General features: G+C 72.7%; 15 protein-coding genes. 6 read left to right on the top strand and 9 right to left on the bottom strand.

Going from position 1 to position 16,984, the window contains the following annotated elements:
- The first annotated feature begins 40 nt into the window (after nt 1-40).
- Nucleotides 41-631: a TetR/AcrR family transcriptional regulator gene (locus ABWI04_RS01210; protein WP_353831062.1), complete on the top strand. Its 591-nt coding sequence runs from the start codon at nt 41-43 to the stop codon at nt 629-631.
- Nucleotides 632-768: 137 nt separating this feature from the next.
- Nucleotides 769-1,380, top strand: a complete 612-nt coding sequence (locus tag ABWI04_RS01205) for a 2'-5' RNA ligase family protein (RefSeq protein WP_345185161.1) — start codon at nt 769-771, stop codon at nt 1,378-1,380.
- A 31-nt stretch (nt 1,381-1,411) separates the two neighbouring features.
- Here ABWI04_RS01205 and ABWI04_RS01200 read toward each other — a convergent pair whose 3' ends face one another.
- The 6 genes from ABWI04_RS01200 to ABWI04_RS01175 form a co-directional block, all read right to left on the bottom strand.
- On the bottom strand, nt 1,412-2,494 hold the full coding sequence (locus tag ABWI04_RS01200; protein WP_353831061.1) for an acyl-CoA dehydrogenase family protein: 1,083 nt from the start codon (nt 2,492-2,494) through the stop codon (nt 1,412-1,414).
- Nucleotides 2,485-3,432 (bottom strand): VOC family protein, encoded by a 948-nt coding sequence (locus ABWI04_RS01195; protein ID WP_353831060.1) that lies wholly within the window; start codon nt 3,430-3,432, stop codon nt 2,485-2,487. The genes ABWI04_RS01200 and ABWI04_RS01195 overlap by 10 nt, the downstream gene beginning before the upstream one ends.
- Nucleotides 3,433-3,440: 8 nt before the next feature.
- A complete protein-coding gene (locus ABWI04_RS01190; protein ID WP_353831059.1) occupies nt 3,441-4,199 on the bottom strand; it encodes an enoyl-CoA hydratase/isomerase family protein in 759 nt (252 codons plus the stop codon).
- Nucleotides 4,200-4,224: 25 nt separating this feature from the next.
- Entirely contained in the window at nt 4,225-5,457 is a 1,233-nt protein-coding gene (locus ABWI04_RS01185; protein ID WP_353831058.1) for an acyl-CoA dehydrogenase family protein, read from the bottom strand.
- Nucleotides 5,454-7,046 (bottom strand): AMP-binding protein, encoded by a 1,593-nt coding sequence (locus tag ABWI04_RS01180; RefSeq protein ID WP_345185098.1) that lies wholly within the window; start codon nt 7,044-7,046, stop codon nt 5,454-5,456. Before ABWI04_RS01180 ends, ABWI04_RS01185 begins: the two co-directional genes overlap by 4 nt.
- Before the next feature lie 365 nt (nt 7,047-7,411).
- The gene (locus ABWI04_RS01175) at nt 7,412-8,302 is read right to left on the bottom strand and encodes a S1 family peptidase (protein WP_353831057.1); all 891 of its coding nucleotides are present in this window, start codon (nt 8,300-8,302) and stop codon (nt 7,412-7,414) included.
- Nucleotides 8,303-8,527: 225 nt separating this feature from the next.
- On the opposite strand from ABWI04_RS01175, the gene ABWI04_RS01170 reads away from it, so the two are divergent.
- Nucleotides 8,528-10,363: a bifunctional metallophosphatase/5'-nucleotidase gene (locus ABWI04_RS01170; RefSeq protein WP_353831056.1), complete on the top strand. Its 1,836-nt coding sequence runs from the start codon at nt 8,528-8,530 to the stop codon at nt 10,361-10,363.
- A gap of 51 nt (nt 10,364-10,414) precedes the next feature.
- Nucleotides 10,415-11,191 (top strand): phytanoyl-CoA dioxygenase family protein, encoded by a 777-nt coding sequence (locus ABWI04_RS01165; protein ID WP_353831055.1) that lies wholly within the window; start codon nt 10,415-10,417, stop codon nt 11,189-11,191.
- Between the two features lie 19 nt (nt 11,192-11,210).
- Here the strand turns inward: ABWI04_RS01165 and ABWI04_RS01160 are convergent, their stop codons facing one another.
- Nucleotides 11,211-12,155: a helix-turn-helix domain-containing protein gene (locus ABWI04_RS01160; RefSeq protein WP_353831054.1), complete on the bottom strand. Its 945-nt coding sequence runs from the start codon at nt 12,153-12,155 to the stop codon at nt 11,211-11,213.
- A 71-nt stretch (nt 12,156-12,226) separates the two neighbouring features.
- On the opposite strand from ABWI04_RS01160, the gene ABWI04_RS01155 reads away from it, so the two are divergent.
- Nucleotides 12,227-13,651 (top strand): pyridoxal phosphate-dependent decarboxylase family protein, encoded by a 1,425-nt coding sequence (locus ABWI04_RS01155; protein ID WP_353831053.1) that lies wholly within the window; start codon nt 12,227-12,229, stop codon nt 13,649-13,651.
- A gap of 117 nt (nt 13,652-13,768) precedes the next feature.
- Here ABWI04_RS01155 and ABWI04_RS01150 read toward each other — a convergent pair whose 3' ends face one another.
- Complete coding sequence (locus tag ABWI04_RS01150; protein WP_353831052.1) at nt 13,769-14,593, bottom strand: oxygenase MpaB family protein; 825 nt, start codon at nt 14,591-14,593, stop codon at nt 13,769-13,771.
- A gap of 175 nt (nt 14,594-14,768) precedes the next feature.
- On the bottom strand, nt 14,769-15,500 hold the full coding sequence (locus tag ABWI04_RS01145) for an isocitrate lyase/PEP mutase family protein (RefSeq protein ID WP_345185127.1): 732 nt from the start codon (nt 15,498-15,500) through the stop codon (nt 14,769-14,771).
- 138 nt (nt 15,501-15,638) lie between these two features.
- On the opposite strand from ABWI04_RS01145, the gene ABWI04_RS01140 reads away from it, so the two are divergent.
- A complete protein-coding gene (locus ABWI04_RS01140) occupies nt 15,639-16,667 on the top strand; it encodes an alpha/beta hydrolase (protein WP_353831051.1) in 1,029 nt (342 codons plus the stop codon).
- Nucleotides 16,668-16,984: the final 317 nt, after the last annotated feature.

Raw genomic sequence — 16,984 nt, 5'->3', positions numbered from 1 at the left:
CTTTGTAGCCTAAGCTGGTGCCGTGACGCAAGGGAGGACGATGAGGGCGCCAACGACCCGGCTGTCCAAACAGGCCAGGCGGGAGCAACTGCTCGACTCGGCGACGGCGATCGTCCGCGACCGGGGGGCCGACGGCCTGACCCTGGTCACGCTGGCTGAGGCCGCCGAAGTGAGCAGGCCGATCGTGTACGACCACTTCGGCACCCGTCAGGGGCTTCTCATCGCGCTCTACCGGCGGCTCGACGAGCAACACCGGGCCGCGCTGACGCAGGCACTGACGGAAGCAGGGCCTGGCGCATACGAGGTCGCGGGGCTGATGAGCCGGGCCTACCTCACCTGCGCCACGGCCATGCCGGAACTCAACGCGGTCTCGGCGGCGTTGAAGGGCAGCCCGGAGATGGAAGCGGTCCAGCACGAACTGCTCGACGACTACATCGACCTGATGGCCGACGCGCTGGCCCCCCACTCCGGCCTTGGCGCCCAGGCGCTCCGGCTGCGCTGCGCCGGCGCACTGGGCGCCGCCGAGGCGATCGCCGCCGAACTCACCCACGGGCGCACGACCGCCGCCGAAGCGACCGGCGCGCTGACCGACCTGATCACGAGCTGCCTGACCGCCGCGCCCCGCCGCTGACGCCACTCGCCGTGGCGGGGAGCACCTGACCCCCACCGACTGACCAGGCCGGGCGGGGGGCCGGCGGCCGGGGTCGCCTGCCTGTGCGCCTGGTCCGGCATGCTGGCGCTGAGCGCTTTGGAGGGGCTGTGGACTCGATGCCCGAACGGATGTCCGACCACTGGTGGTGGCTGCCGGGGATGCGGCCTGGGCGGCGGATGCTGCTCTGGCACATCCTGCCGGACGCGCAGCCTCGGGTCCTGGACCTGGTTCGTCGGTACCAGGACATGCTCGCCGGGGTGGACGGGCTGGATCTCATACCGGCCGAATGGGTGCACATGACCACGCAGATCGTCGGGTTCGAGGACGAGATCCCTCGCGAGCAGGTCGAGGCGCTTGTCGCGGGCGTCGGTCGCCGGCTGGGTGCGCTCGCGCCTGTCGAGGCGGAGGTCGGGCGGCTGTGGGTGCACAGCGAAGGGGTGGCGCTCGGCATCCGTCCGGAGCGCGGGCTCGACCCGGTCCGGGAGGCGATGCGCCAGGCCGCTGCCGAGACCGTTGGGGTGCACCCGCTCGACGGTGAGCCCGGCTGGACGCCGCATGTCTCCGTCGCCTACAGCAACGCCGACGGGCCCGCCGCCCCGATCGTCGACGCTCTCCATGCGCAGCCCGAGCCGGTGCCCCTGCGGGTGGGTTCCGCGCATCTGGTCGCCCAGGTTCGGGACGGCCACCTGTACCGGTGGGAGCCGCTCGCAGAGGTCGCGTTGGGCTGACGCCCGGCCGGGGTCCGGCCGGGCATCGGCGTCAGGGTAGGTCGAGGGCGTCGGCCAGGTTGCTCAGGTGAAGGTCGGCGTCGCCGAAGGCCAGGGACGTGGCCAGTGCGTGTTCGGAGAACAGGTGCAGGTCGTGTTCCTGGGTGAAGCCGATGGCGCCGTGGACCTGGTGGCCCAGGGCGCACACGCGTTCGTAGGCCTCGCTCACCCAGGCCTTGGCCATCGCCACCTGCTGTGCGGCTTCTCGGTTCACGGAGAGAAGCCAGATGGCCTCGTAGGCGGTGAAGCGGGAGCCCAGGACGTCGATGGCCATGTTCGCGCAGTGGTGCTGGACGGCCTGGAACGACCCGACCGCGCGGCCGAACTGCTCCCGTTCCGTGGCGTACTGGACCGTCATGTCGAGGACGCGTTGGGCCGCGCCCACCATCTCCGCGCAGGTGGCGGCTGCGCCGAACAGCGAGATCGCGGTGGCCGCGTCCGCGCCCAGGGCGGCTTCGCCGGGGACCCAGAGGGCCTCCAGCTCGGCGTGGCAGGGACGGTCGTGACCGATCGTTCCGAGCGGTTTCAGGGTGACGTCCGCGGTGTCCACCCAGAAGGCGCGCGGTTCGCCGTCCAGTCGCGCCACCACCAGGATGTGCTCGGCGGACGCGGCGAACGGCACGAACGTGGCCGTGCCGTCCAGGACGTACCCGGAGTCGGAGCGCGACGCGATCGGGCCTTCGCCTGGGCGGTCCCACGGGAGCGGTGCGGCGGTCACGATCTGGCCGACCGAGATGGCGTTCAGCCAGCGCTCCTTCTGGGCGGACGTCCCGAACCGCGCGACCGGCATGCCGCAGCACGCGACCGAGGCCAGCAGCGGGCTCGGGACCTGCGCGTACCCCAGTTGCTCGAACAGCAGGCAGACGTCCAGGAAGTCGCCGCCCACGCCGCCGTGCTCCTCGGGGAAGGCCAGGCCCGTCCAGCCGAGCTCGACCATCTCCTTCCAGAGCGGCGCCGAGTGGCCGGACGGGTCGTCGCCGAGGGCCCGCGCGCCCGCCGTGGCGGCCTTGGACTCCAGGAGTTCGCGGGCCGTGGCGGCGATCAGCTCCTGGTCCTCGGTCAGGCTCAGGTCCATGGCGGCGGCACCTTGTCCGAGCGGACCCACACGCCCGGCCGCTCCTCCCAGAACAGCTGGACGAGGATGCCGCCGGTGTGCTTCGGGTGGACGAACGTGTGCCTCCAGGCGGCGCCGTCGGTGACGCCCTCCTCGTCGTCGAAGGTGGGGACGTCGTGGTGCTCGCAGGCCGCCAGGGCCGCGTCCCAGTCGGCCACCTCGAAGGTGACGTGGTGGGCGCCCGGGCCGCCGCGCTCCAGGAAGCGGTCGATGAACGAGTCCTCCCCGCGCGGCATGATCACTTCCCAGCAGATCGTCGAGCCGGGGATGTTCAGGACGAGGTCGGCCATGTCGGGGTGCTCCGCGTCCGCCGTCCGCCAGACCTGCACGAACCCGGCGAGGTCGCGGTACCAGCGGGCGAGGACGTCCCGGTCGTGGAACGCCTGGCAGATGTGGTCGAGCGCCACGACGCCGAGCGACGGGCCGTCCGCCCCGGACGGCCCGGGCGGCTCGGGGGCCGGGCCGGCGGTGTCGCCGCACATGTCGAGGCTGCCGGGTCCGCGGAGCCGCCACAGCACGCCGGTGCCGTGCTCGGGCGGGCTCAGCGACGCCTCCAGCCAGCGTCCCCACGCCCAGTCGGTCGGCTTGATGCCGCGCACTTCGAGTTCCGCGCGGACGGCTTCCAGGTCGGGCACCTCCGCGCCGACGTGGTGCAGGCCCGGGCGCCCCTTGTGCTCGTCCAGCCAGGTCTGCAGGGACGACTCGTCGCCGGCCGGCGCGACGACCTCCCACGCCTGCCCGCGGCTCCCGGGGATCTCCAGCCGGGCGCCGCGCACGCCCTCGGCCGGGTTGTCCCAGCTCCGGACGCGCCGGAACCCGAACAGCCCCTCCAGCAGGGCGACCTGCTGGTCGAGGTCGGGGGTCACCTGCGCGACGTGATCGATGCGGTAGATCTGCACGGGTCCTCCTAGCTCGGGTGGGGCTCGATCCAGTCGTAGCCGTAGGTGACGAGTTCCTTGACGAGCCGCAGGTTGTAGCGGTTCATCGCCGCGATCCGCTCGGCCAGCTCACCGATCCGCCTGTCGAACTCCGCCGCCGGGTAGACGTCGTTGACCAGGCCGAGCCGAAGCGCCCGGTCGGCGCCGATGCGGGCGCCGGTGAACAGCAGCTCCTTGGCGCGGGCCTTGCCGATCCGCTCCGGCAGCCGCTTCACGCCGCCCCAGCCGGGCGCCGAGCCGCCGAACTCGGGCTGGTCGGGGTCGCCGTCCTCGGTCATCTTCGGGCGGTACGGGGGACGCGCCGACAGCGTGATCTCGACGAGCCCCATCTTGGCGTCGTCGGAGGCGATGATGAAGTCGGCCGCGAGCGCCAGCTCCAGCCCGCCGCCGACCGCGTACCCGTGCACGGCGGCGATCACCGGGACGGACAGCCGCTCCATCATCGCGAACGTCTTCTCGCCGAGCCGGCCCTGCTCGATCCGCTCGCGCGGGGTCAGCTTCTCCGACCAGGACAGGTCCATGCCGGCGCAGAACGCGCGCTCGCCCGCGCCGCGCAGCACCACGACGCAGACGTCCTCGTCGTCGTCCACGCGGGTGAAGATGTCGCGCAGCTCCGTCATCGTGGTGGGCGTCAGCGCGTTGAGCTTGTCCGGCCGGTTCAGCGTCAGCCAGGCGACCCGCTCCTCGATCCGCAGGTCGATCGTCTCGTAGCCGTTCTCGTCGAGCATGTGCGTGCGCTCCTCCCGTGTGTGGTCAGCCGCGGGGCAGGTTCAGGCCCCGGGTGGCGATGACGTTGCGCTGGATCTCGGTGGTGCCGCCGAGGAAGGTGGACGCGACCGAGTCGCGGCGCATGTGGGTGAACACCGCGTCCAGGGGCGCCCCCTCGCGCTCCCACAGGGCGGCGGACCGCCCGAACGCCAGCGCGCCCGTCCGCGCGAGCCGCTGGTGCAGCTCGGCCCCGAACAGCTGGTTGACGGACGCCTCGAAGCCGGGCTCGTCGCCCGCCGCCTGCCGCGACACGGTGTAGCGGGCCAGGTTGTACAGGACGGCGATCTCGGTCCGCCGGCGCGCGATCTCCTGCCGCAGCGCGGGGCCGTGCCGGGCGTGCCGCCGCCCCTCCGGCGACCTCAGGCAGGCCACCAGATCGGCGAGGGCGTGCTCGTACTTGATGGTGGCGCCGATCCCGGCCCGCTCGAAGCCGAGCGCGGACATCGCCACGTACCAGCCGCGGTTCTCCTCGCCGACCCGGTTCGCGACCGGCACCCGGACGCCCTCGAAGAAGATCTCGCAGAACGGCGCCGCCCCGCGGATGTCGGTGATGGGGCGGATCGTCACCCCGGGCGCGTCCGCCTCGACCAGCAGGAACGTGATGCCGCGGTGGGGGCGCTCGGCGGACGGGTCGGTGCGGACGAGCACGAACAGCCAGTCGGCGTACTGGCCGAGGGACGTCCACACCTTCTGGCCGTCGACGACGTACTCGTCGCCGTCGCGGACGGCGCGGGTGCGCAGCGAGGCCAGGTCGGAGCCGGACTCCGGCTCGGAGAAGCCCTGCGCCCAGGTCGCCTCGCCCGCCGCGATCGGCGGCAGGTGGGCGGCCTTCTGCTCGTCGGTGCCGTGGACCAGCAGGGTCGGGCCGAGCAGGAACGCGCCGATGCCGTTCACGGTCGGCACCCGGGCCCGCATCATCTCCTCGTGCAGGACGAACTCCTCCAGCGCCGACAGCCCCGCGCCGCCGTACTCCCGCGGCCAGTGCGGCGCGATCCAGCCGCGCTCGGCCAGCGCCGCCGCCCAGGCCCGCGCCCCCTCGCGCCGCTCGGGATCTTCGGCGACCCGGTCGACCGGCCAGTTGTAGCCGGCGACGTCCTCGGGTTCGAGGCTCTGCTCCTCGCCCCCCGCCGGACGGTACGAGGCGGGGAACCGCTCCCTGACGAAGGCCCGGACCTCCTCGCGGAAGGCGGCCTGCTCCGGCGTGTCGTCCCAGTTCACGGGTTGCTCGCCTCCCGGTCCCAGGTGGTCGGGGTGATCCCGCCGTCGCCCTGCGCGCGCAGCCGGTACTTGGCGACCTTGTCGGTCGGGGTGCGCGGCAGCGCGTCGATGAACTCGACGTAGCGCGGCACCATCGAGCGCGGCAGCCGCTCCTCGCAGTAGGCCACCAGCTCCTCCGGGGCGAGCCCGGTGTCCGGTTGCACCACGACCGACACCTTGATGTCCTCGTCCTCCAGTTCCGAGGGCACGCCGATCGCGGCGCACTCCAGCACCGCCGGATGCCGGTTGATCTCGGTCTCCAGGTCGAAGGCCGAGATGTTCTCCCCCCGCCTGCGGATGGCGTCCTTCATCCGGTCGAGGAAGTAGAAATACCCGTCGTCGTCGCGCCACACCCGGTCCCCCGTGTGGAACCACATGTTGCGGAAGCAGCGGGTCGTCGCCTCCCAGTCGCCGTAGTAGCCGGTGGTGAGGACGAAAGGCTGCTTCGGGCGCAGGACCAGCTCGCCCGGCTCCCCCGGCCCGACCTCCCGGTCGCACTCGTCCACGACCGCCACCTGGAACCGTTCCTCGTGCGCCTGCCCGCACGACCCGAGCCGCCACTCCCCGTACGGGCTGCCGGTCGCGATGCCCGCCTCGGTGCTGGTGTAGGTCTCCACCGACCGGACGCCGAACCGCTCCCGCAGGGGCTCGTCCAGGTTGGACTTGCCCATGTAGAACGTCTCCAGCCGGTGGTCGCGGTCGCGGGACGTCGGCGGGCGGTTCAGCAGGATCGGGATCATCGAGAACACGCTCATGCACACCTGCGCGTCGAAGCGGCGCACGTCGTCCCAGAACCTGGACGCGCTGAACCGCTCGACGATCGCGATGGAGCCGCCGCCGAGCAGGGCCGAGAGCATGCCGTCCCACAGCGCGGCGGCGTGGAAGAGCGGCAGCGGGCAGTAGACGGTCTTGCCCCAGCGGTCCAGGAAGTCCAGCGAGTCGTAGGCGCAGGTCAGCGCGAGCGCGTGCGGGACCATGGCGCCCTTGGACGGCCCGGTCGTACCGGACGTGTACATGATCGCCTGCATGTCGCCGAAGCCGACCTTCACCTCCACCGGCCCGGACCCGCCGGCCGGGAGGGCGGACATGTCCCGCGCGGGCTTGCCGAGCCGGTCGAGCAGCACCCCGGCCTCCGCGGCGCCCCGCACGACGACCCGTTCCAGCCGGGGCAGGCGGCCGGCGATCTCGACGAGCCGCTCGGCGTAGGGCCCGTCGACGATCAGCCACCGGGAGTCGGAGCCGTCCAGGACGTGCCGCAGCAGTTCGCCCCGGTAGGCGATGTTGATCGGCACGGCGACGGCGCCGAGCCGCGCCAGCGCGAAGATGACGTGGACGAAGTCGGCGCAGTTGGGGAGCATCACGCCGACGTGGTCGCCGCGCGCGACGCCGGCGGTGGAGAACGCGCGGGCCAGCCGGTCGGCGGCGGCGTCGACCTCCCCGTAGCTGATCTCCCCGTCGCGGAATCTGAGGAACGTCTGTCTTCGGTGAACCTGCGCCTGTGACCGGAGGACGTCCCCGAGGACGAAGCTCTCCAGCGTCTCCTTGCGCATCCGGACCTCCGCTGTCGCTGCGTGGCGTGGGGCGGCTCGATGGCTGGCGGCTCGGTGGCTGGGCGATTCGGTGGGCGGCTCGACGGCGGGCGGGCGGACGGCGGCGCGGAAACGGGCGGCGGCGGTCCGCAATCAGACATTGCCTTAAATAGAGGAACACGAAACGCTAAACACGGCAATAGTGACTTAAAGGCCACAAAGCCGTTCAAGCGGTTAGCTACTGGGACATCCGATCGCCACTGTGACGCAGGCCACACCACGCGGACGGCCGGGTTTCGGACACGCGTCCCAGCAAACGAGGTACCCCCGATACGACGGAACGCCCGGCCGGGCACAGCCCGGCCGGGCGTTCGCGCAGGACGAGATCAGCCGATGACGCCGGCGATCCACCGGTGGTAGTGGCCGACGCTGGTGTACAGGTCGGGCGTCTCGCCGCAGACGTCACCGACGCCGCGGGAGTCGACCCCGGTGATGACCCAGCGGCCCTTTACCTTGATCAGCAGCGGCGAGCCGGAGTCGCCGCCGCAGGGACCGCGGACGCCCTCGGGATTGTCGGTGCAGATGTCGTGGTCGCGGTAGCCCCACGAATCGTCGCCGTTCGCGTCCACCTGGCACTTCTTGGTGGTCGGCGAGATCACCTTCGTGTCGAGCTGCTGCAGCAGCACGGGCAGTCGGCTCGGATCGCCGTCACTCGTGGAGGTGTAGCCCCAGCCGATCTGCCGGACGGGCGTCCCGGGAGCGGGGATGGTCGTGGCCTGCCGGACGGGCGCCTGCGGCACCGCGGTGTCGAGGTGCAGGAGCGCGATGTCCTTGCCCTCGGAACGATCGTCCAGGGACCGGTAGCCGGGGTGGACGACGATCCCCTTGAGCCTGGCGATGCTGCCGCCCTGCGTCCGGTCACCGGATCCGACCCGGACATGGAAAAGCCCCGGATCCATCACCGAGAAGGGCGCCCCGTTCTGGCCGGCCTGGGTCACGCAGTGGGCGGCGGTGACCACCCATTCCTTGTCGATGAGCCCGCCACCGCAGCGGTGCGAGTCGGGGTTGCCGTTCCGCTCGTACTCCAAGGAGGCCATGAACGGGTACGCCTGGTCGGCCGGCGTCCCGCCGATGATCTTCGGGGTGGGCGGCGGCTCGCCGGCGTGCGCCGCCGGGGCGGCGACCGCGCCGCCCACCAGCACCGTCCCGCCGGCCAGCACCGCCGCGCAGGCGATCCTCCGCCAGGTTCCCGTCGTCTTCCTGTCGCGCGTCCGCAAGGACAGCTCCGATCGGTCGAGTTGATCTTGGCCCGTGGGACGCTACCGGCCGCCGCGGGGCGGTGTCCGCACGTCTCAGGCACAAGATCAGATAGACCCAGGTCAGGCGCCGTGCACAAGGACTGCCAACGAACCCGTCCAAGGATCGGAGGATCTCGCCGAAAGCGATCGTGAGCTGCGCCTCTATCGTTCTGCCGTCCCCTCCGCCGAAGGAACGAGAGCGCCATGCAGAATCCGGACCGCCACAGTCCCCAGGCCCCCGAGCCCCGCTGGTGCTCGTGCCGCGTGCCGGACGTCAGCCGCCGGCAGGTCCTCGGCGGTCTCACCGCCGCGAGCGCGCTGGCCCTGGCCGGATGGCCCGGCTCCGCGCGGGCCGCGGCCGGCGGCCGGTCCGTGACGATCACCGTCATGGGCACGTCCGACCTGCACAGCCACGCCGTCGACTGGGACTACTACAAGGACGCCGAGTACAGCGACAGCGGCGGCAACGTCGTCGGGCTGGCGCGCGTGTCGAGCCTGGTGAACGAGATCCGCGCCGACCGCGGCCGCGAGCGCACCCTGCTCTTCGACGCGGGCGACACCCTCCAGGGCACCCCGCTCGGCTTCTACTACGCCTCCGTCGAGCCGATCACCAGGACGGGCGCGACCCACCCGATGGCGCGGCAGATGAACGCCGTCGGCTACGACGCCGTGGCCCTCGGGAACCACGAGTTCAACTACGGCATCCCGTTCCTGAACCGGTGGATCGAGCAGATGGACGCGCCGGTGCTCGCGGCCAACGCCCTCCACGCGGGCACCCGCCGCCCCGCCTACCGGCCGTACATGATCAAGACGATGCGGGTCCCCGGGCACCCGCCGATCCGCGTCGGGCTGCTCGGCCTCACCAACCCGGGCGTGGCGATCTGGGACAAGGCCAACGTCTCCGGCAGGCTCGACTTCCTGGACCTCGTGGAGACGGCCCGGCGCTGGGTCCCGGTCATCCGCGCGAAGGGCGCCGACGTGGTCGTCGTCAGCGCCCACTCCGGCGACAGCGGCACCTCGTCCTACGGCGACGCCCTGCCCGTCGAGAACGCCGCCGCCCTGGTCGCCGAGCAGGTCCCGGGCATCGACGCGATCCTGTTCGGGCACGCGCACCTGGAGATCCCCGAGCGGTTCGTCACCAACAAGGCCACCGGCCGGACGGTCGTGATGAGCGAGCCGAAGTGCTGGGGCCAGCGCCTGTCGGTCTTCGACCTCACCCTCGTCCACGAGCGGGGCCGCTGGACGGTCACCGGCAAGTCCGCGACGACCGTCAACAGCAACACCGTCGAGGAGGACCCGGCGCTCGTCACCCTCGTCAAGAAGCAGCACGACGCGGTGGTCGCCTACGTCAACAAGGAGGTCGCCACCTCCACCGAGGAGATGTCGGCGGCGGAGTCGTGCTGGAAGGACACGGCGATCCTGGACTACGTCCACCAGGTGCAGACCGCGAAGGTCAGGGAGGCGGTCGCGGGCACCGAGAACGCGTCGCTGCCGGTCGTCTCGATCGCCGCGCCGTTCAGCCGCGCCGCGACCTTCCCGGCCGGCAAGGTCACCATCCGCGACATCGCGGGCCTCTACATCTACGACAACACGCTGCTGGCGAGCATCCTGACGGGCTCCCAGATCAAGGCGTACCTGGAGTACTCGGCCCGGTACTTCAAGCAGGTCGACCCCGGCGCCCCGGTCGACCCGGCCTCGTGGACGAACGCGAACAACCGCCCCGACTACAACTACGACCAGTTCTCCGGCGTCACCTACGACGTCGACATCGCCAAGCCGGAGGGCTCGCGCATCACCGGCCTGGCCTACGAGGGCGCGCCGGTCGCCGACGACCAGAAGTTCGTCGTCGCGGTCAACAACTACCGCCAGTCGGGCGGCGGCGGCTTCCCCCACGTCGCCGCGGCGCCGGTCGTCTACAACGCGCAGGTGGCGATCCGCGAGGCGATCGTCGAGTACGCGTCCGCCGCGGGGACCATCGACCCCGCCACGTTCCACGTCGGGAACTGGAGGCTCGTCCGCGACGGCGCCCCGGTCTTCTGATCCCGGATAAACCGTTGGCGGCGACGCCGCCGAGGCGGCCATCGTGGGCTCATGCTCTCCGACGCGCAGATGGCCGCCTTCGTCGCCGACGGCTTCGTCCACGTCGAGGCCGCGTTCCCCCGCACCCTCGCGGACGAATGCCGCGAGGCCGTATGGCGGGACCTGGACGCGGACCCCGGCGACCCGTCCACGTGGCCGAACATCGCCTCGCGCCCCGACTACGCGCAGCCGCCCTTCGCCGCCGCCGCCAACACCCCGCGCCTGCACGCCGCCTTCGACGCCCTGGTGGGGCCGGGACGCTGGGCGCCGCGCACGAGCCTCGGCGGTTTCGTCGTCCGCTTCCCCTCCCCGGAGGCGTCGGTCGTCGACGGCTGGCACGTCGACGTCAGCTTCCCCGGCCCCGGCTCCCTCGCCGGCGACTACATGACCTGGCGCGCGAACATCGCGTCGAAGGACCGGGCCCTGCAGATGTTCTTCCTGTTCTCCGACGTCGGGGAGGACGACGCTCCCACCCGCCTCCGCCCGGGCTCCCACCGCGACACGGCCCGCGTCCTGGCGCCCGAGGGCGAGGACGGCCTGGACGCGCGCGAACTGGCCCGGCGCGCGGACGCCGCCAGCGCCCACCGCCCCACGGCCCTCGCCACGGGCCGCGCGGGCGACGTCTACCTGTGCCACCCCTTCCTCGTCCACGCCGGGCAGCCGCACCTCGGCGAGCACCCCCGCTTCATGGCGCAGCCCAAGCTGTCCCCCGCCGGGCCCCTCCGCGTCGAGCGTCCGGCGGCCGCCTCCCCGGTGGAGATCGCGATCGTCGGAGCGCTCGAACCGTGACGTCCCGGCGCGGGACGGGTCAGGGGACGGGCGCGAAGGCGCGGCGGTAGGCGGTCGGCGGGACGCCCACCGCCCGGGTGAAGTGGTGGCGGAGGTTGGCCGGGCTGCCGAGGCCGCAGCACTCGGCGATCTGGTCGACCGGGAGGGACGTGGTCTCCAGGAGTTCGCGCGCGCGGTCGACGCGGATGCCGCGCAGCCACGCCATGGGGGTCGTGCCGGTCGCGGCGTGGAAGCGGCGGATCAGCGTGCGGGTGGTGACGTTGGCGCGGCGCGCCAGGGCGGCGACGGTGAGCGGCTCGTGCAGCCGCTCGCGCGCCCAGTCGAGGAGCGGGCCCAGCTCGTCCGCGTCCGCCGGGGGGACGGCCGCGGCGATGTACTGGGCCTGCCCGCCGGGACGGTGCGCGGGCATCACCAGGCGCTTGGCCAGGGCGCTCGCCACGGCGGCGCCGTGGTCGTTGCGGACGACGTGCAGGCACAGGTCGAGCCCTGCGGCGGTGCCCGCGCTGGTCAGAACGTCGCCGTCGTCGATGTAGAGGACGGACGCGTCCACCAGCACCTTCGGGTGGCGGGCGGCCAGCTGGCCCGCGTGCATCCAGTGGGTGGTCGTGGGGCGCCCGTCCAGGAGCCCCGCGGCGGCGAGGACGAACGCGCCCGTGCACAGCGAGACGATGCGGGCGCCGTTGCCGTGCGCGGCGCGGACCGCGTCGACCAGGTCCGGCGGCTGCTCGTCGACGACGCTCGCGCAGGCGGGGATCACGACGGTGTCGGCGTCGGCGAGCGCGTCGAGACCGTGGCCGGTCTGCGGGACGAACCCGGCGGCGGTGCGAGTGCCGGGGGCGGCGCAGAGGCGGAAGTCGTACCAGGAGTCGGCGAGCCCCGGGCGCTCGTACCCGAACACCTCGCACGGGATCGCCAGCTCGAAGATCGGCACCCCTTCGGTGACCGCGACGGCGAGTGTGTGCATGTCACTAATTTAGCGGTGATGGTCACTTCTGCCACTTGGGGCCGGGGGCGGCGCGCGCCAGGCTCGGACGCATGGACGACTTCCCCTCTGGACGAGCCTCCTTCGACCCGCCCCCCGAAGCGGCCGAGCGCGTGTGGCGGCAGGTCGTCGACCTGCTGCGGGACGAGCGCGAACGGATCGCCGGACGGGACGTGAGCGCCCCCGTGGACGTGGCGGAGCTGCGCGCGGCGATCGGCGCGTACGACTTCACCCGTCCCGTCCCGCCCCGCGAGGCGGTCGACGGGGTCGCGGAGCTGCTGCGGGCGACCACCGTCCACACCACGCATCCCCGGTACTTCGGGCTGTTCAACCCGACACCGACGCTGATGGGCGTGGTCGGCGAGACGCTCGCGGCGGCGTTCAACCCTCAGCTGGCCGCGTGGTCGCACGCGCCCGCCGCCGCGGAGATGGAGGCGCACCTGCTGCGGTTCCTGGGCGGGCGGCTCGGCTACCCGCCGGAGCGGGTCGCCGGGTCGTTCACGAGCGGAGGCGCGGAGGCGAACCTGACGGCCGTGCTGCTGGCGCTGACCAGGACCTGGCCCGAGTACGGCGAGAAGGGGCTGCGGGCGCTCCCCGGCCGCCCGGTCCTGTACGCGTCGGCCGAGAGCCACCTGGCCTGGCTGAAGATCGCGCACGCGACCGGGATCGGGCGGGAGGCCGTGCGCCTCGTCCCGACCGGGCCCGGGCTGCGGATGGAGGCCGCCCGGCTGGCCGAGCTGGTCACCGCCGACCGCGCGCGCGGCGACCTGCCGTTCCTCGTCGTCGCGACCGCCGGCACCACCGGCGCCGGGGCGATCGACCCGCTGCACGACCTGGCCGACCTCTGCGCGGACCGCGGCCTCCGCCTGCACGTGGACGCCGCCTACGGAGGCGCCGCGGCCCTGTCGGACCGGCTGCGGCCCGCGCTGGACGGCATCGAGCGCGCCGACTCGATCACGCTCGACGCGCACAAGTGGCTGAGCGTCCCGATGGGCGCGGGCGCGCTGCTCGGCACGGACGCCGGCGGCCTGGCGGAGACTTTCCGGGTCACCACGTCCTACATGCCGGACGAGATCCACGGCACCGTCGACCCCTACACGTCGAGCCAGCAGTGGTCGCGGCGGTTCATGGGGCTCAAGCTGTTCCTCAGCCTCGCCGTCGCGGGCCGCGCGGGCTACGCCGAGCAGCTCGAACGCGACGCCGGCCTGGCGGACGCGCTGCGCGAGGGGCTCGCCGCCGCGGGCTGGGAGATCGTCAACGACACCCCGCTGCCCGTCGTGTGCTTCGCCGACCCGGCCGACAGGACGTGGGAGCGCCACGACGCGCTCGCCCGCGCGGTCGTGGGGAGCGGGCGAGCGTGGATCAGCCCCGTCCGGCTGGACGGGCGCGCCGCCCTGCGCGCCTGCGTCATCAGCCACCGCACCACGCTCGCGGACGTCGAGGAGCTCGTCACCGCCGTGACCAAGGCGCGCGCCTGAGCCGGCGAGTCAGGGGACGCGGGCGAGGGCGCCCAGCATGGAGACTTCCTCGACGGACGGGCGGCCCTCCGGAGGGGCGTCGCATCACGGCGCGCCGCTGACCCGGGCGCCGGGGGGTCAGACGATCGGGCGCCCGGTCCTGAGGCGGCGGCGGACGTCGCGCAGGTAGAGGTTGAAGGGGAACTCGCGGGCCGGGCGCGGCAGGGCCCGGTTGCTCACCGCCAGCACGCGGACGAAGCGGTCGAAGCGCGCCTGGTCGCGGGGCGTCCACGGGAAGCCGAGCTCGTCGCGGAAGGGCTGGGGAAGGAAGCCCATCGTCAGGAAGCGGTGGAACCGGCCGAACGTCCGGTGGACGGGCGCGGGCAGGAAGCGCATCTCGGCGAGGTCGCGCAGGTAGCCGCGGGTCACGTCGTCCATCTCGATCTTCGCCAGGCCCGCCCGCCAGTAGTCCTCGAAGGCGTCCCGGTCCGGCGGCCACATGTCCGGGGTGACCTGGAGGGTGGTGCCGAAGCGGGCGCCGTGCCGGTACAGGTCGGCGGCCTGGTCGCGCGACGGCGTCCCGTACAGCATCGTGTAGATCATCTCGACGCCCACGTAGAGGCACGCGGCGACCCACAGCTGGAGGTCGCGGTCGAACGCGTTGTAGGCGACGGGCTCCTTCGCGCGGACGTGCCGGTGCGCGCGGTTCACCTCACGGCGCATGGCCTCGCGCTCGGCCTCGGTGCCGAGCATGGCGACGGCGATGTAGCTGAGCGTGGTGCGGGCCCGCTTGACCGGGTGCTTGTCGACGCGGCCGCTGTCGACCGTGCTCTCCGCGACGCCGTGCCCGATGGGGAGGCGGGAGAGCTGCATGACGACGTTGGACGCGGCGGCGGCCAGGGCCACCCCGCTGATCGAGTCCAGGACGACCTTCGGCGGCGTCTCCTCCACGGTCGCGGTCATGCCGGCCCCACCTCCGTACGGGCTCGCGCCTGCGCCCACGATTGATACAACGAGTCGAATTTCGTCTCACTGTGCCATCGTAAGTGCGCACTTGCAAGGCGCCCGGGAAGAGAGCGCCCTCACACGCGGCCCGCACGGAGGCCGAGGCCGAACGTCCGTGCGGCGGGCGGCCCGGTCAGGCGTAGGGATTCTCCATCGCCAGGACACGGCCCGCGAACTCCTTCAGGGAGTCCAGCGCGCGCAGGTACGGCATCGGGCCGTAGGAGACGCGCGCGACGCCCATCTCCGCCAGCTCCGCGAGCGACGTGCCCGGGAAGTTGTTCGCGTTGACCGGGCCCGGGATCCCCTTGACCAGGGCCGGGACGGCGTCCGGCGGCGCCGCGATCGGGTACACGCAGTCGGCGCCCGCCTCCAGGTACAGCCGTCCCCGCGCGATCGCGGACTCGACCGGGTCCGGGAGCTTCGCCACGAACGTGTCGGCGCGGGCGTTGATCACCAGGGCGTCGCCGGCCGCCTCCCGGACGGCCGCGATGTACTCCGCCTGCGCCTCCGGCTCGGCCAGCTCCCCGGCGTAGGTGTCCTCCAGGTTGCAGCCCGCCGCGCCGATGGCGAGCAGCCGCTCGACCAGCTCCCCCGGCTGCAGCCCGTACCCGGCCTCGGCGTCCACGGTGACGGGGACGGTCGCCGCGCGGATCACGCGCTCCGCGGCGGCGAGCATCTCCTCCACGGGCGCCCCCTCGTGGTCGGGGTAGCCGAGCATGGCGGACACGGCGGCGCTCGCGGTGGCGAGGGCCGGGAACCCGGCCTCCTGAACGATCTTCGCGCTCCCCGCGTCCCACACGTTGGGCAGCAGCAGCGGCTCGCCCGGACGGTGCAGGTCCCGCAGCAGTGCGGCGTTGTCGGTCATATCTGTCCCCTTCCTTCCCCAGAGGGACGGAGAACGCGGCCGCGTTGTGACACCCGCGCCCGGCGGCGGCCCCGTCCCGCCGTCCCGGCCATGGGTTAGCGTCAAGGTGATCATCCGCTTGCGACGAGGGAGTACGCAATGCAGCCGTGGTCCGCCGATCTCGCCGGCCGCCTCGAAGACCACGTCGTCAGCAGCGAGCTGCTGCGCGGCAACCCGCTGGACGACCCGCACGAGCGGCCGGTGCTGGTGTACGTACCGCCGGGCTACGACGACGAACCCGACCGCCGCTACCCCAGCGTCTACGTGATCACCGGTTTCACCGGCCATGTCGGGATCTGGCGGAACCGGACGCCCTACCGGCGGCCCTTCCCCGAGACGGCCGACGAGGTGTTCGCCTCCGGGGAGGCACCGCCCGCGATCGTGGTCTTCGTGGACGCCTGGACGGCGCACGGCGGCAGCCAGTTCGTCGACTCCCCCGGCACCGGCCGCTACCACTCCTACATCTGCGACGAGATCGTCCCGTGGGTGGACGGCCACTACCGGACGCTCGACGCGCCCGAGCACCGGGCGATCAGCGGCAAGTCCAGCGGCGGCTACGGCGCGATGATCACGCCGATGCTCCGTCCCGACCTGTTCGGCGCGCTCGCGACGCACGCGGGCGACGCCCTGTTCGAGTACTGCTACCTGACCGAGTTCCCCAAGTGCGTCCGGCACCTGCGCAAGTACGACGGCGACATCCTGCGCTGGTGGGACGACTTCAACGGCCGCACCTCGTTCACCAAGCCCGAGGACATGGAGCTGCTCAACATCCTCGGCATGGCCGCGTGCTACTCCGCGCGCGAGGACGGCACGCCCGAGCTGCCGTTCGACCCGGTCACCGGCGTGCTCCGGCCGCGGGTGTGGGAGCGCTGGCTCGCCTGGGACCCGGTGCGGATGGTGCCGGAGCACGCCGAGGCGATGCGCTCGCAGCGGGCGATCTGGATCGACGGCGGCACGCGCGACGAGTGGTACCTCGACATCGGCGCGCAGGCGTTCCACCGGGCGCTGCTCGACGCCGGCGTCGCCGAGGACGCGATCCACTTCGAGCTGTTCGACGCCGGTCACGGCGGCATCGACTACCGCTACCCCCTGGCGCTCTCCTGGCTCTGCCGCCGCATCGCCCCCTGACCGACCCCGCCGGGCGGCCGGCGTCTCAACGCGCGCGCCGCCCTCGCGGTTCCCTGCCCGCCGGGCCGGGCCGATCTCCCGGCCCGGCCCGTTCGCGCTGCTCCGCCACGGAATTCAATGGATTTCAGAGAGGCGCCCGGCAGGATTGAAAATCCAGAACCAAATGGATTTATTGACACCTTTCTCCAACCAGGGTGCACTTCGGGTCAGCTCATCCGGATGAGTCCCCCATCCAAACCCCCCGCCGGGCGGGCGGCGGTTCATGGAGCGCTCTTACAAGGGCCTCCACGTGCCCACCCCCTCCGCCCGCCCGGCAC

The sequence above is a fragment of the Actinomadura sp. NPDC000929 genome, from assembly GCF_040492065.1.
Lineage (GTDB): Bacteria > Actinomycetota > Actinomycetes > Streptosporangiales > Streptosporangiaceae > Spirillospora > Spirillospora verrucosospora.
This window is presented reverse-complemented; position numbering and strand designations above follow the sequence as displayed.